This window comes from Spirosoma fluviale (genome assembly GCF_900230225.1).
GTDB lineage: Bacteria > Bacteroidota > Bacteroidia > Cytophagales > Spirosomataceae > Spirosoma > Spirosoma fluviale.
The window spans coordinates 303688-318525 of record NZ_OCNH01000001.1 but is presented as its reverse complement, the minus strand read 5'-3'; the positions used below and the strand labels follow the sequence as shown (position 1 = coordinate 318525).

The window sequence follows — 14838 nt, the reverse complement described above, 5'->3', positions numbered from 1 at the left end:
CCTCCTAACTCCTCGCTCCTAACTCCTCACTCCTAATACTATTACTTCCCCTTGAGAACGAGATAATCGCGCCTGTCAGCACCAGCCCGGCCATGACCAGGTAAGCGTAATGCATGCCCAATAGCTGGGCGTTTGTTTCTTCGGGATGTACACCATTAGCCAGTGCGAATCGGTTTCGGGTGCTGTACCAAACGGCAGCAGCGAGGGCTATACCGACCACAAAACCCAGGTTACGCATAAAAGCAATCATGCTACTGGCAATACCCCGCTGATCCAAAGGGGCGGCATTGAGGGCACTGCTGCTGTTGGGCGATTGAAACAGACCAAAACCCAGACTTACCATCGAACTTCGCCATACGACATCCTGCCAGGTCCAGCTGGTATCCAGAAACGAAAAGGCAAAATAGCCGCTGGCCGTAACCAACAACCCAAAACTGGACAACCAGCGCGTACTGACCCGGCTGGACAAATACCCGCCTAAAGGAGCTATAACGCTTAAAGTAAGCGGACCCGCCAGCAGAATGAGTCCGGCCTGCGCCGGATTTAACTTGAGGAGTTGTTGCAGAAAGAACGGAATCACAAACAGGTTGCCTCCCGAGGCCAGAAAGCCGCAAAAGGCGGCCAGAATAGCCATTGTAAACGGTCGCACCCGAAACAGACTTAGCTGCAGCATAGGATCGCTAACCCGCATTTCCCAGAAGAGAAAAGCTACCAGCAGCACAGACCCAACCGAAAGCAGACCAATAACCAGCGGATTATCCCATCCATAACGAGGCTCCGGCCCAAACTCAATAGCCGTTAGCAAGGTAGTTACACCCACCAGAAATAACCCAGCCCCAACCAGGTCAAAACGCTGATTAGTCACTTTTGGACTTTCGGGCAGAATGGTCCAGGCTCGCCAGATGGCCAGCAAACCGATGGGTACGTTCACAAAGAAGATACTCGACCAGCCAAATTTACCCAGTAACAGCCCACCAATAACGGGACCGGCGCTGGAACCAGCCGCCACGACCGAGCCCATGAGCCCCATAGCCTGACCACGCTCCTTGGAAGAAAATGCATCGCTGATAATGGCAGGGCCGATGGCGTAAATCATGGAAGCTCCTAAGCCCTGAACGACCCGAAATGCCACCAGTGACCATAAATTCCAGGCCAGTCCGCAAAGTAGCGAACCCAGTACAAACACAGAAAAACCAGTGATGTACAGTTGTCGGCGGCCTACCCAGTCAGAAAGTTTACCCATGATGAGCAGGGTACTGGTTGTGGTCAGCAGGTAACACAGAACGATCCACTCGATGCTGTCACCAGCGTTAAGCTCACGCCGGATCGTGGGCAGTGCAATGTTGACAATGCTACTGTCGAGCGTAGACATAAACGTACCGAACATGACCGTACCCAAAATAATCCACTTGTTGGGTAAGGATGCAGTGTTCGTAGAAACGGGTGGTGCTGACACAGAGAAATGGGTTAATTCGGAAACCTAACTGGCTGAATGAGCCGGTTGTTTAGGACAGGATTGGCATAGGTAACGCAAAAATGGCCATTCGCTTATCAAATGGTTTTTGATTGCTTATCTTACTACGTTCATTCTCCAAGCTAATCATTATTATATAACCGCTTCGGCGGACCGACTGATGAAAACATCCCGACGAAGTTTTTTACGAAAGACAAGCCGCAATAGCTTAGCCCTCCTCTCCACCGGTGGCCTGACCACCACATCAATCGACCACTTATCGCCCCTAACAGACCCTACAAAAAAAACGACAGCCGTTATAAAGCCCGATCATGTCGTTCGTTCTTTACCCGAAAATATGGTCTGGGGCTATTTTGGAGCCGATGTGCCACCAGTTTACAAAGTAAAAGACGGCGATGTGGTTGAAATTCAGACCGTCAACCCGTCGGGGGTTAGCCGTACCAACCCGGAAGAGTTTTATACCAAAAACAACCTCCCCATCGATCAGCACGCGCAGGAGGTGATCGCCATTCTGAAAAACGTAAAGCCCGAACCATCGGGCATTCGGGGCCATATGCTCACCGGCCCCGTTTACATTGATGGTGCCCAACCCGGCGACACGCTGGAAATTCGAATTCTCGACTTAACCTTCCCGGCTGGCTTCGGGGTCAACAGCGTATGGCCGGGCGGGGGTGGTATTCCAGATGAGGTAAAAACCCGTGAGACCTTCGTGTATCGGTACGATGCAAAACGAAAAATGGCCACGCTCAAAGAAGGCGTCGAGATTCCGCTGAAACCTTTCATGGGCGTTATGGCCCTATCGCCCCCGGCTGATATGCCGCGTCAGAGTTCGATTCCACCCAACTTTTTTGGCGGCAATCTGGATATTAAACACTTAACCAAAGGCACAACTCTGTTTCTGCCGGTATCTGTACCGGGCGGATTATTCACCACCGGCGATGGCCATGGCGCACAGGGCAACGGCGAAGTAAGCGGTGTAGCCATTGAAACAGCCATCAACCTGACCGTCAAGTTTATTGTTCACAAAGGCAAAGCCTCGAAACAGCCGCGCGCCGAAACGCCCACGCATTTCATTGCCGTTGGCCTTGACAAAGACCTGAACAAAGCAATGAAAAACGCCTTATCCGAAGCCTGCGCCTTCATTCGCGACGAGTTGGGTTTTACGTTCAACGAAGCCCTTTCCATTGCCAGTACTGCCGTCGACTTTGAGGTCAGTCAGGTGGTCGATCAGACGCTGGGCGTTCATGCCATGATTCCGAAGGCAATCTTTACGAAGAAGAAATTTACGTTCTGGGCCTAAGTAATATCCCCCTCCCGTTACCGGGTGGGGCTTACTTCGCCGTCACCTGCACCACATACGTCCGAACCGGTTGACCGTTTCCGGATGCGGTCATGGCGCGGGTGGTGAAGGTAACGTTTGCGGTTCCTACGGTGACGCCCTTGATCTGAAAAACCGTTGGGCCGGTATTTGCCCGGGTAAGCGTATCGACAGCGGGAGCCAGTTGACGCCGGGAAACCTCCACCACTTCCTGATTATCGGATGTGCCGATCAGCTCCGACCCAGCATCTCCGCGATTAGGCAATGAGACTTCCTTTATCTCCCCTACTGACACCTTCAGTCGTTTTTTTGAACCCATATCCGACTGGCCGGTACGGTTACAGGCAACCATCCCGAAAATGAACAGAACAAGGAAAATTTGTGTCGGTATAGACCAAAATCCAGTCTTAGTCGCTGTTGGTCGATGCGTGAAAGTCGTTGAGGTAGCCATGCCTTCTATAACTGACTGGCGGTGTCAACGGTTTTAAATGTTCTCATTTACAGGAAAAATGTAGTGCCAACCGTCCCGGTCGGGCATGGCCGAACTAGTCAGGTACATTCACATCCGACCGGGACGGTCGGCATTACAACTACTCCTTTCGCTTCGAGTAAGAATACAAAAAAAGCTTTCTTATAATCCCGCGAGAAAATCATTTCGCCTTTCGCTGGTAAAAGACAAACCCATTTTCTTCGCCGGTCTTCTTTACATCAGGCAGAGAATCGAGCAGGGTTGGCTCTTCACTCGCTTTGCGGATGAACAGCACATCTTTGTCGATTTGGCCCCGTAGCAGCCACTCATCATTATAATAGTTTTTGTTGGTAACGGGTGGTTTCTGTGTATAGAAATAGGGGCCGTAGCTATGATAACCATACGTTCTTACGTACACATCCTGCCCTTGTGCCCGCTCAAAGAAGCGCATGGCCGCATCCTGCGAAATACCTTCGATACGGCCAATGAAAAACCAGAGGGTTAATGTTATAAAAACCGCCATTCCACCGAAAAGCGTTACGGCGGCACGTCCGGGTTCGCGCTGGTTGAACAGCATGAAGGCCAGAATCAGGACAACAAACAGCCATATTCCCGGTAGTACTTCCCAGCCGGTCCAGTTAACGTTTGCGTTGAGGTTTCCCTGGGTAAAAGCGTCCTGGTCGGCATAGGCTTTCACAACATCCATGTGGTGCGCCAGAATGGGTAATCCCACGATAGCTACCACATAAATACCCCCCACGATAATTAGGCCCGCCCGCATCCAGTTGTTGAACCGAATTTTGCGTTCCTCCAGTTGCGACAGCGTCAGAGCGGCAAAGTAGGTCAGCGGGAAGTAGCAGAGTGACGAGTAATGGACAATTTTAGACTGGACAATGCTGAATAGAACCAGCACCACCCAGAACAGGATCAGCATCCATCTTCGAAATTCACGCTGGTAGTTCCGCTCGATGAACAGCGAGCCAAACGCCCGAATACCAAAAATAGAGGCCGGAAAGCAGCCAACTAACAGAACGATGGTGTGATAGGCCGGAAAACCCACATGGCCCGCATCGGGCGTACTGAACAACCGAAAATTATAGGCCAGGAATTGTTGCACCAATGCCGGTCCGTGCAGGTAAATATCGAGTCCGTACCACATCAGTGACACGAACGAAGCCGCTATTGAAAAGGCCAAAAATTGCAGGGGCGAAATAAACCACCGAAAGCGGCTTAGCATCCAGTACACCAGCAGCACCAGGCAAACAATGAGGTAGGCAACGGGGCCTTTTGTAAGTATGCCCAACCCCAGCACAAAGCCACCCAGCACAATGTACGTCCACTCTGCTTTAGGTACGGTCATGGCTCCACCCAGCCGTTCGCGCTTCCAGGAAGCAAAAATCAGGTTAACCAATCCAATGAAGATAAACAGATTGAAGAACGGGTCGATGATGCCGGACCGAAAATAAAGATGGGGCGTTACAGAGCCCAGATAAGCCAGCGCCCATAACAAGCCAAAGCGATGACCGTGCAGTTTCTGACCTAGGTTGTAGAGATAAACCAGCGTAATGATCCCACAAATAGCGTTCGGCAGGCGGGCAGAGAACTCACTGACGCCAAAGAGGTTCATCATGGCCGATTGAAGCCAGAAAAACAGCGGTGGCTTTTCGTAAAACGGCTTGAAATCTATGTGAACATGCAGATAATCGCCAAGGGCGATCATTTCGCGGGCGCATTCAGCAAAATTTATTTCGTCCCAGTCGAATAGGCGGACGCCCCCCAGAAACGGGATAAACAGCAAGGTCCCTATAACGACCAGTACTAACGAATAAAAGAGTTTTTGATTCATCAAGCCACGTAATAATATGCGTAAACTAATCTTACTCGTAGGAAAAGAAGCGTAAAAATAGAGGAAAAAAGATTGCCGGGATTGTCGATATTCGCGCCAACAAATTAAACAGCCAACAGTTCTTAGTTTACAGTATTCGATTTTCGGCTTTCAGTGGACTAAGGCTAGCGTTTGCCTGATTTCCTTTAGGTCTGTTAAGTTTGTCAGTGGTCCGTTTTGAGAAACTAACAGCACGATACTGAAAACTAAAAGCTGAATCCAATTATCGCAACCCTGAAACGTATGCTCGCCAACCATCGATTTACCGACTTACCAGCCTATACTCAACTCCAGGCGCATTATGAGCAACTGAAAGACCGTCACCTCCGCGATCTGTTCGCGGAAGATCCGAATCGGTTCGCCACGTTTACCCGCCAGTTTGAAGATATTCTGCTCGATTTTTCCAAGAACCGAATCACCACCGAGACCCTTGGCCTGCTGCTGCAACTGGCCGAACAGGCTGGCCTGACCGATGCAATCGGCAAGATGGTCTCGGGCGACAAAATTAACCGGACCGAAGACCGAGCCGTGTTGCATATTGCCTTAAGAAACCAGTCTAACACCCCCATTCTGGTGGATGGAAAGGACGTTATGCCCGATGTGAATGAGGTATTGGCGCACATGAAATCGTTTACGGAGCAAATCCGGTCCGGCGAGTGGAAAGGCTATACCGGCGAAGCCATTACAGACGTCGTGAACATCGGCATCGGCGGTTCGGACCTGGGCCCGGTTATGGTAACCGAAGCCCTGAAGCCCTACGGCGATGACAAAAAGCTGCGTGTTCATTTCGTTTCGAACGTAGACGGGGTCCATATCTACGAAACTCTGCAAACGGTCCGGCCCGAAACCACGCTGTTTCTAATTGCTTCCAAAACCTTTACCACCCAGGAAACCATGACCAACGCCCAAACGGCCCGGCAGTGGTTTCTGGATACAGCCAAAGACGAAGCGGCCATTGCCAAACATTTTGCGGCCCTTTCCACAAACAGGAAAGATGTAGAGAAATTCGGCATCAACCCCGACAACATGTTCGGGTTCTGGGACTGGGTTGGCGGTCGTTATTCGCTGTGGTCGGCCATTGGGCTATCCATTGCCCTATACATTGGTTACGACAAGTTTGAAGAATTGCTGGAAGGTGCCCACGCCATGGATAAGCACCTCCAGGATACCCCGCTCGACCAGAACCTGCCCGTTATTCTGGCATTAGTGGGCATTTGGTACAACAACTTTTTCGGCGCGCAAACCGAAGCCATCCTGCCCTACGATCAGTACATGCACCGATTCGCGGCTTATTTCCAGCAAGGCGATATGGAAAGTAACGGCAAATCGGTGGATCGCGACGGCAATCCGGTCGATTACCAGACCGGGCCGATTATCTGGGGAGAGCCCGGCACCAACGGACAACACGCGTTTTACCAGCTTATTCATCAGGGAACGAAGCTCATTCCGTGCGATTTTCTGGCTCCGGCCATCAGCCAGCGCCCTATTGGCGAACATCACAAAATTTTAATGGCCAATTATTTTGCCCAAACCGAAGCACTGATGAATGGCAAAACCGAGGCCGAAGCCGCCGATGAATTGCGCAAAGGGGGCAAGAGCGATGAGGAAGTAAAGTTCCTGACACCATTCAAAATGTTTTCGGGAAACCGGCCCACAAATTCCATTTTATTCAAGAAACTGACGCCCCGAACGTTGGGTAGTCTGATTGCCATGTACGAACACAAAATCTTCGTTCAGGGCGTTATATGGGACATTTTTAGCTTCGATCAGTGGGGTGTCGAACTGGGTAAACAACTGGCGAGCCGCATTCTGCCCGAACTTCAGGACGATGCCCCGGTCAGTACACACGACAGTTCGACAAACGGATTGATGAACGCATTTAAAGCAATGCGGGCTGAGTAACGTTATCACTAATTAAAGTGATTTCGGGGTGTATCGGAGATATTAAATTTTTTGAGGAATTGGAATAGTTCTAAACATTGTCTGATAACCGTCTGTTAATGGGGTGTAATCTTTATTACGCCCTTTTTTTGTCTAACTCAACGTATCAAACAAAAGTCATGAAACGTCAATTCTCCATTCTGGCAGTTTGCCTATGTGGTATCGGCATTGCAAATGCCCAAACTACAACCAACACGTACTCGACAACCAGTACAACCGCGAACCCAACGTACACCTCACCGGTGACGACAGACAGCACGAATTCGATGAACAACAATTCGAATTCGATGAGCAACAACAGCCCGACTACGACCAATGGGTCAATGAACAACAGTGCTACGACGCCTAACAGTACGTATTCTACCAACAGTGCTCCATCGACCGATGGTACAACCACGACCACGTCGACCTACAGCACAACGGATAGCCCGGACCGTGTAAAGGCAACTAAAGACTATAAAAACTTTGTGTTCGGTATTTACGCTGGTCTTAACTCTACCAAGCTGAAAGGTGAAACAACCGGTGGTGACATTTCGGGGCGCATAGGTTATCAGGCTGGTTTCTTTGTACGGGGTGGTGGCCGTTTGTTCGGTCAGATAGGTGGTGAGTATTTTGCTTCCAGCTCGAACTACTTCACCCGTGGTGATGGTGCTACCCCATCGCAGATTCAGGACCAGATCAACATTCAGTACGTTCAGATCCCGGTTTATATCGGTTATAAATTGCTTGAATCGGATCGTGGCATTTCGGCAATTCGCCTGCAGGCAGGTCTTGAATATGCCAACCGAATCAATTCGAACAGTGGTGACTTTAACCTGACAAACTCAGAAATCAAGAGTGGTACATTCAATGCGCTGGGCCAGCTTGGCTTCGACATTGGTCCCCTGCTTATTGACCTGACCTACCACTATGGTTTGAGTGATTCGATCAAAAACCCAACCAACAATTCTTCGGTATCGACAGGTTTTGCCGGTTCGGCACGTCGTATCCTGAGCGCTAGTGTAGGTTTCAAGTTCTAATCGCACTGCCTTTGGCAAGTAAAAGCCGCCTTCCAACGAAGGCGGCTTTTACTTGCTTAAGACTGAAAAGCAACGATAAATAAATTCGGAGAATGTCCCTATTCTCTCAAAATAAATTACTGATTATCAGTAATTTATTGAAATTAATACTAAAAATGCTTCCTCATTTTTACAAACATTACCGATTGTGTACGGTTGTATCCCTAAATACTCAACTTGACAAGTTATGAAAACGTTAACGAAATCGATCCTGCTTGCGGCAGGTATGTGCAGCACTAGTCTGGTGTTTGGCCAGCAAAACTCGTACAACGACCGCTACGACCAATATGACCGGCCATCCCGTCGGGATGAACGCCGGGACGACCGACGTCTGGAAGACCGGCTCGACGAACGGCGCGAATACAACCGTCGTGAGCAGGAAGAGCCAAAATACAATAACCGTTATGAAGACCGGCGCGGTGACAGCCGTCGTGAGATGTACGACGAGCGTGACTTAAGCAAAGCCTACGACGAGGGGTTCGAAGACGGAATGCGGAATCAGGTCGTTAGTGAGCGTCAGGAACGTCGCGAAAACTACAAACACTTCACGTTTGGTGTTTATGGCGGTGCTAACTCAACCCGTTTTGAAGGCGAAACCGTAAATGGTGAAGGCCTGACTGGCCGACTAGGGTATCAGCTTGGCTTCCTTGTGCGGGGCGGTGGCCGGGTTTACGGACAAGTAGGGGCCGAATATCTGGCTTCCAGCTCGCAATTCTTTCAGGCAGGTGATGGTCAGGTAACCGGCGTTAGTGACATTACGGGCAACATCGATCAGCGTTACCTTCATATTCCGGCTTACATCGGTGTAAAACTGGCGCAGTCAGACCGGGGTGTATCGGGTATTCGGCTGGCAGTGGGTGCAGAATACGCAACGCCACTCAGTACCGACAAAAATGACTTTAACTTAGGCAACGCCGATTTCCAGGCAGCAACGGTTAACGGGCTGGCCAATCTGGGTTTCGATGCGGGTCCAATCATGCTTGATTTTGTATACCACTATGGTTTTGCCGATGTGTTGACCAGCGGTAACAGTAAACGCCGGATTTTGGGCGTAAACCTTGGCTTTAAGTTTTAATTAAGCACTAGGTTGCCAAGTAGTATTTGAATAAGTAGTAAGTGGTAAGTGAACAAGTGGTAAGTTTGTCAATGGGCAACCTACTAGCTGATCGCTTACCACTTATTGTTTGATAACCTGCCACTTTTCCCATGAATACCCTCTTCCCCATTTTCGTTAAAGCTGAGAATCTGCACATCTTGATTGTGGGCGGGGGCTACGTTGGTCTGGAAAAACTCACAGCCCTGCTTGGTAATTCGCCTGAAGCCCGCGTTACGCTGTTGGCTCCTGAAATTCGGGAGGAAATTCGGGAAATGACAACCCGCTTTCCTAAACTGGAACTTATCCAGGAGCCGTATCATAGTCTGTATTTATCGGATAAAGACCTCGTTATAGTTGGCACGAACGATAAAGCCGTTAACCGGCTGGTACAGACCGATTGTAAAACTCATCGGATTCTGGTCAACGTTGCCGACACGCCCGATCTGTGCGATTTCTACCTCAGCTCAGTTGTTAAAAAAGGGGATTTAAAAATCGCTATATCCACCAATGGCAAATCGCCCACCTTTGCCAAACGATTCCGGGAAGTGCTGGAAGAGATCCTGCCCGACAGTTTGCAGGAAACGCTCGATAACCTGACTGCTATCCGGAATCAACTCAAGGGTGATTTCGTGCAGAAAATGGAGAAACTAAACGAGATTACGAAGGTGTTGAAATAAACGTACCCATGGGCTTCAGCCCGTGTTTGCTTGTAAGTACTACACGGGCTGAAGCCATGGGTACAAAATCGCTGTATCCGGTGGCCTCTGTCCATCATACTTAACTGTCTGCACAACGTAGGAGCTACAGATCCAGCTCTACAGCGGGGTCCCAAAGAAGCTTCTTAAAATCAACTACCCGATCATCTTCAACGTGTACGCCTTCATCTTCCAGCAATTGCTGCATAATGGTTGGCCCACCAAAGAAATGCTTTCCCGATAACACCCCAATGCGGTTGACAACCCGGTGCGCGGGAACATCGGGGCGGTTGTGGCAGCCATTCATGGCCCAGCCCACCATGCGGGCACCCGCCCGCAAACTCAGGTAACGGGCTATGGTACCATAGGTTGTTACGCGGCCTTTTGGCACAAGTCGTACAACCTCATAAACTTCCTCAAAATAATCGCGCTGTTCCGGCATATCTTATAAGTCGCTCTTGAGCGTACAAAACGGCTATAATAGTAGGAATAATGGCTGCATAGAGGCTGGAGATTTCGTTTGCCCGAGTAACATGCCGGTGCAGACAAGTCTATTAAACGGGGCATCAGAAGCAGAAGAAGTGAGTACCTTAGTTAAGTCCTTAACAGCTAACTCCTATGACAACTTTCGAGCAAGTCCTGCGAAAAGCCCAAACCCTCCAGGAAGCCCTGGAAAAGGTACAGAGTAATCATTTTTACTGGCAAAAAAAGACCCGCCCTTTGCTGGAGGCCACCTTAAAGCAGGTTCAAACGGGAGCTGATATAAACTGGCTTTTCCACGAAGTCAACGCTGAATCTGTTCAACTCAGAATTAACGATGACCAGGAGCAGGAACTAGCTGCGCTAACTTTTCGGCTGGCTTATAACAGTCTCGTCTCTATTCACGTAACCTATTATACAACATTACACAACCCGGAAGCCCGCGCTCTGACGTATGCAGATTTACATACAGTTGAGCCGGGGCAGGTCGATGAAAGCCTGATTCACAACAGCGTAACCCGGTTTATTGATCTGCTTCTCAAAGAATATTTCACTCAACCCGCACACGACGAAAATCTACGCGCCAAGCGATACATACGTACGTCAGTGCCACCACAACGGTAGCACTACCTATGTACAGCAGAAACCGCTTTATTCGGCGCTGTCCTTTTCTTCGATTGCCTTTGATAACCGACCGTACCATTCTTCGCCATACGCGCGAATGAGTGCTTCGCGAACAAACTTATAGATGGGTACATTCAGTTGTTCGCCAAAGCCACAGGCGGGGCTACAGATAGGCCAACGGTCGTAGTTGAGCGCGTGAAACGACTCGTATTTTGTAACTCGAATGGGGTACAGATGGCACGAAATTGGTTTCTTCCAATCTACTTTTCCATCGTTATAAGCTTCTTCAATGCCGCATTTCAGAATACCCTGTTTGTTCCAGGTAGCATACACACATTCCCGGCCACCTACAGTATTGGTTACAAAACCACCATCATGGTCGGATTCGTATCCCCCCTTCTGCTCAATAACCCGAATGCCTTCGGGCGATAAGTAAGGTTTTATATCCTCGTAAATACGATCTAAAATAGCCGGTTCGTCACCTTCCAGGGGCGCTCCCATGTCGCCTTCAACGCAGCAGGCTCCTTTGCATTTATCTAAGTTACAGACAAAGAACTTTTCGGCGACGTCGTCGCTAATGCAGGTATTGTCAATGAGTATCATGTATGTAAAGATACAGGGTGACTGGCAAATTTTGATGATGTCCTGCTCATTAAACAAAAAGCTGCTCCGAATGGGAACAGCTTTTTGACTACCGGAAACATCCGCCTATCAGGGCTTTACGATTTTAATCTTCTGCCCCACTTTTACGCCTACATCCGTTAGTTTATTCCAGGACTGAATCTGCTCTACGGTCACACCATAAATTTGCGAAATGCGGAACATGGTTTCTCCTTTTGCAACGGTATGATACGTGACACCCGACGCCGACTCAGCAGCCGACGACGCTTTGTCTGTTGCCGATGGTTGCACCAACCGACCGCCGGGAGTGAGTTTCAGCGCCAGTTTCTGGCCAACTTCCAATTTATTATCCGCCGTCAGATTGTTGAGCGAGAGTAGCTCATCAACCGTCAACCCATACAGCTTCGAGATACTGTAGTACGTCTGTCCTGCTTCTACCGTGTGCGTACCAGCCGACCGGTTCCCCGCTCCTGAACGCGTCGATGTCGTAGCCTCCTTAGGGTCAATATCGGTTCTATCCGACGCTGTTGGGCGTGTTTCGGTTTTAGCGACTACCGGAGGAGCCGGACGAGGTGGCGCTTTGGTTGTAGGTACGGCCCCCGGAATCGTCAGTGACCCATCGGCCTGTTGTTCACGAGGTCCTTCGTATTTACCGGTTTCAGGACGTCCCATATCTACATCCGCCACCGGCGCTGGTTTTGAACTGGGTTTGCCAGCGTACGTCTGCGTTGGTTTTGGTGTTGTCACAACTGGGGTGTTAGCCGGTTTTTCCCGCTCGGGGGTAGTTGCTACGGGTATGGTCTTAGTAGGCTCCGGTCCATCTGGTGTTCTGACAATAACGACCCGTTGTGAGCCATCGCTACTTTCTGATCGCGGTGGCGGGGTAGTGACCACCGGGCGGCCCGAAGACATTGTCTGACTTGGATTGCCGGATGGCTGAATAGATGGCCGTTGCGGTTCCGACCGCTGCGGGGTAGCCGGTTCGGATGTACCGTCGTTTGGTGTAATACCTCCATCCACCAATTTGGGCTGGTATAGCTTTCGTTCCGATGCGTTGCGGGGCACACCGTCACTGCCCGTAACAGGCCGGGCGGCACCGCCCGATGAAGCCACATCCTGCCGGATTGAGGGTGTTGGTGTGCGATCGTAAACGGGTGGCGTAGGCGAATTAATCACTTCGATAGGCTTGTTGGCAGGCCGCCGTTCGCGGAGCCACATTACCCGGCCTACGGCCAGTTTTTGTACGCGGTCAAGGCGGTTATAGCGCATCAGTTTTTTCAAACGAATACCATAGCGTTGCGAAATACTGCGCGTCGTTTCGTCATCACGAACGGTGTGAAAGGGAACCAGCGCTTTTTTACGCTTTTTGGCCAGATAATACACATCGTTGACAATAATCTGATCCAGATCGCCCATGTCGTTATACCGCAGAAAACTCGACAGGCTAATTTTAGCCTTTCTGGCCAGCGTGCCAGCATTGTCGCCAGGTTGCGCCTGGATGCCCGGCAAGCCATTTATTTCGTATAAGATTGGATCATTCTTACTGCTGAGGCCCGTTGTAACCCGACGTAGAACCGGAAAGCCAACATCATTCTGAACAAATGCCGGTGTTCTTTTCGAACCAACGCTAACTATTTTCTGCCGGATGTCATTGATCTGATCGCTGGCTACCGGTATGGCTACAATATACTCTTTATCGGTTGGTACACCCTCGCCTAACACCCACCGATTATATTTACGCAGTTCAAACTCATCGACACCCAGCTCTTCGGCAATGGCTTTCATGGATTTACCACCCCCATTTGGATACTCAATGAGCGCGAAGCGGTTGCTGGTCTGGTGCGACTTCAGCGCGTTTTCTATGGCAACTTTATGCGCAAAGAAGCGCAGGATGTACCGATCGGTACGTCCATCCAGCGCTACCTCACGTGCATAGGCCCATTCGGGCGGAATTAATTTTGAAATGCCGCCAGCTCCCAAATAGTACGAATAGAGTGATGCTATCCAGTTATTGAACTGCGTATTACTTTTTTTGAGGTATTTGGCGGCACCGTGGGTTGAGCTCGTAATGCTTTTTCGCTCGTCTATTTCCTCATCTACGCGCATGCCATTGTCGGTGGCCGTTTCGCGTTTAAACTGCCAATACCCCACCGCTGTGGATGAAGAAACGGCGTCGGGCGTTAGTGAGCTCTCCTGAACGGCGAGGTATTTGAAATCCGTGGGTACGTCTTCATCAATTAAGATCGACTCGATCACCGGGAAATACAGCACAACCCGATCAAGTTTAGCCGCCCAGTATTGCCGATTGGCAAACAGTGCGTTGACATCCTGCTGCACAATACGCCGGGCATCGGGGTCCAGTCGCACAGAAATGTCGGCAAACGTTACCTGCTCCGGCACAACAGGAACCGATAAAGACTGCGCTGATGCGATCAGACTTATCAGAGCGAAGAAAAAAGTTAAGGAAGGGGTCAGTCTATTCATCGTTATCCGTAAAATCAATTTCGTTTTCTAAGCATCATAATCCCGTCTCGTACGGGTAGCAGCACATTCTCCACACGCGGATCTTTATGAACCTTTTCGTTAAAGGCCAGCACGGCAAGTGTATCTAAATCAGATGATTTTACCGGTTCAACAACCTTGCCACTCCATAGAACGTTGTCGGCCAGAATAAACCCGCCGGGTCGTACCTTATCAATAATCTGATCAAAATAGGTCGACAAATTGCGTTTGTCGGCGTCGATGAACACAAGGTCAAACGTTTCAGTAAAGGTTGGCAGTATATCCACGGCCTTCCCGAGCCGAAAGTCAATTTTAGAGTTCAGCGGTGATTGCTGCCAGTACGACCGGGCAAAGTCTTCGAGTTCCTCGTTCTGGTCGATTGTAATGAGGAGGCCATCTTCCGTTAACCCTTCGGCCAGACAAAGGGCCGAATAGCCGGTGTAAGTACCAATTTCCAGAATACGCCGGGGGCGAATCATCCACGAAACCATCGACAGGAAACGTCCCTGAATATGGCCTGACAACATCCGGGGAGCCATAATATGCGCATGGGTATTGCGGTTGAGCCGTTGAAGCAGCTCACTTTCAGGCGAGGTATGGGCGTCGGAGTAATTGGTTATAGCAAGTGGTAAAAAATCCATTCGGCAATTTACCTGTTCGCCAAAGCGGTAGGTA

At 49.9% G+C, this 14838-nt stretch carries 13 protein-coding genes; 6 read left to right on the top strand and 7 right to left on the bottom strand.

Annotation, left to right across the window (positions count from 1 at the left end):
- Window positions 1-4: 4 nt before the first annotated feature.
- Window positions 5-1456, bottom strand: coding sequence for an MFS transporter (locus CRO74_RS01330; RefSeq protein ID WP_245877725.1), 1452 nt, complete (start codon window positions 1454-1456; stop codon window positions 5-7).
- Window positions 1457-1634: 178 nt separating this feature from the next.
- On the opposite strand from CRO74_RS01330, the gene CRO74_RS01325 reads away from it, so the two are divergent.
- Window positions 1635-2774 carry an acetamidase/formamidase family protein gene (locus tag CRO74_RS01325; RefSeq protein ID WP_097125969.1) on the top strand — a complete coding sequence of 380 codons (1140 nt, stop codon included), beginning with the start codon at window positions 1635-1637 and terminating at the stop codon, window positions 2772-2774.
- A 31-nt stretch (window positions 2775-2805) separates the two neighbouring features.
- Here the strand turns inward: CRO74_RS01325 and CRO74_RS01320 are convergent, their stop codons facing one another.
- Together CRO74_RS01320 and CRO74_RS01315 are read right to left on the bottom strand one after the other, a co-directional pair.
- Window positions 2806-3144, bottom strand: a complete 339-nt coding sequence (locus CRO74_RS01320; protein ID WP_245877724.1) for a hypothetical protein — start codon at window positions 3142-3144, stop codon at window positions 2806-2808.
- 298 nt (window positions 3145-3442) lie between these two features.
- Window positions 3443-5107 carry an ArnT family glycosyltransferase gene (locus CRO74_RS01315; RefSeq protein WP_097124206.1) on the bottom strand — a complete coding sequence of 555 codons (1665 nt, stop codon included), beginning with the start codon at window positions 5105-5107 and terminating at the stop codon, window positions 3443-3445.
- A gap of 282 nt (window positions 5108-5389) precedes the next feature.
- Between CRO74_RS01315 and pgi the strand changes: the two genes are divergently transcribed.
- From pgi to CRO74_RS01295, 4 genes are all read left to right on the top strand, one after another.
- Complete coding sequence (pgi, locus tag CRO74_RS01310) at window positions 5390-7048, top strand: glucose-6-phosphate isomerase (RefSeq protein WP_097124205.1); 1659 nt, start codon at window positions 5390-5392, stop codon at window positions 7046-7048.
- Window positions 7049-7206: 158 nt separating this feature from the next.
- Window positions 7207-8106, top strand: a complete 900-nt coding sequence (locus tag CRO74_RS01305) for a porin family protein (protein ID WP_097124204.1) — start codon at window positions 7207-7209, stop codon at window positions 8104-8106.
- A gap of 226 nt (window positions 8107-8332) precedes the next feature.
- The gene (locus CRO74_RS01300; protein WP_097124203.1) at window positions 8333-9220 is read left to right on the top strand and encodes a hypothetical protein; all 888 of its coding nucleotides are present in this window, start codon (window positions 8333-8335) and stop codon (window positions 9218-9220) included.
- A 131-nt stretch (window positions 9221-9351) separates the two neighbouring features.
- A complete protein-coding gene (locus CRO74_RS01295; RefSeq protein WP_097124202.1) occupies window positions 9352-9918 on the top strand; it encodes a precorrin-2 dehydrogenase/sirohydrochlorin ferrochelatase family protein in 567 nt (188 codons plus the stop codon).
- Window positions 9919-10042: 124 nt separating this feature from the next.
- Here CRO74_RS01295 and CRO74_RS01290 read toward each other — a convergent pair whose 3' ends face one another.
- On the bottom strand, window positions 10043-10378 hold the full coding sequence (locus tag CRO74_RS01290) for an MGMT family protein (RefSeq protein WP_097124201.1): 336 nt from the start codon (window positions 10376-10378) through the stop codon (window positions 10043-10045).
- Between the two features lie 176 nt (window positions 10379-10554).
- Here CRO74_RS01290 and CRO74_RS01285 point away from each other — a divergent pair, with 176 nt between their 5' ends.
- Window positions 10555-11040, top strand: coding sequence for a hypothetical protein (locus CRO74_RS01285; RefSeq protein ID WP_097124200.1), 486 nt, complete (start codon window positions 10555-10557; stop codon window positions 11038-11040).
- 27 nt (window positions 11041-11067) lie between these two features.
- Here the strand turns inward: CRO74_RS01285 and CRO74_RS01280 are convergent, their stop codons facing one another.
- From CRO74_RS01280 to CRO74_RS01270, 3 genes are all read right to left on the bottom strand, one after another.
- A complete protein-coding gene (locus CRO74_RS01280; RefSeq protein ID WP_097124199.1) occupies window positions 11068-11643 on the bottom strand; it encodes a DUF3109 family protein in 576 nt (191 codons plus the stop codon).
- A 108-nt stretch (window positions 11644-11751) separates the two neighbouring features.
- Entirely contained in the window at window positions 11752-14145 is a 2394-nt protein-coding gene (locus tag CRO74_RS01275) for a LysM peptidoglycan-binding domain-containing protein (protein ID WP_097124198.1), read from the bottom strand.
- A 14-nt stretch (window positions 14146-14159) separates the two neighbouring features.
- Window positions 14160-14804: an O-methyltransferase gene (locus CRO74_RS01270; RefSeq protein ID WP_097124197.1), complete on the bottom strand. Its 645-nt coding sequence runs from the start codon at window positions 14802-14804 to the stop codon at window positions 14160-14162.
- Between the last annotated feature and the right edge of the window lie 34 nt (window positions 14805-14838).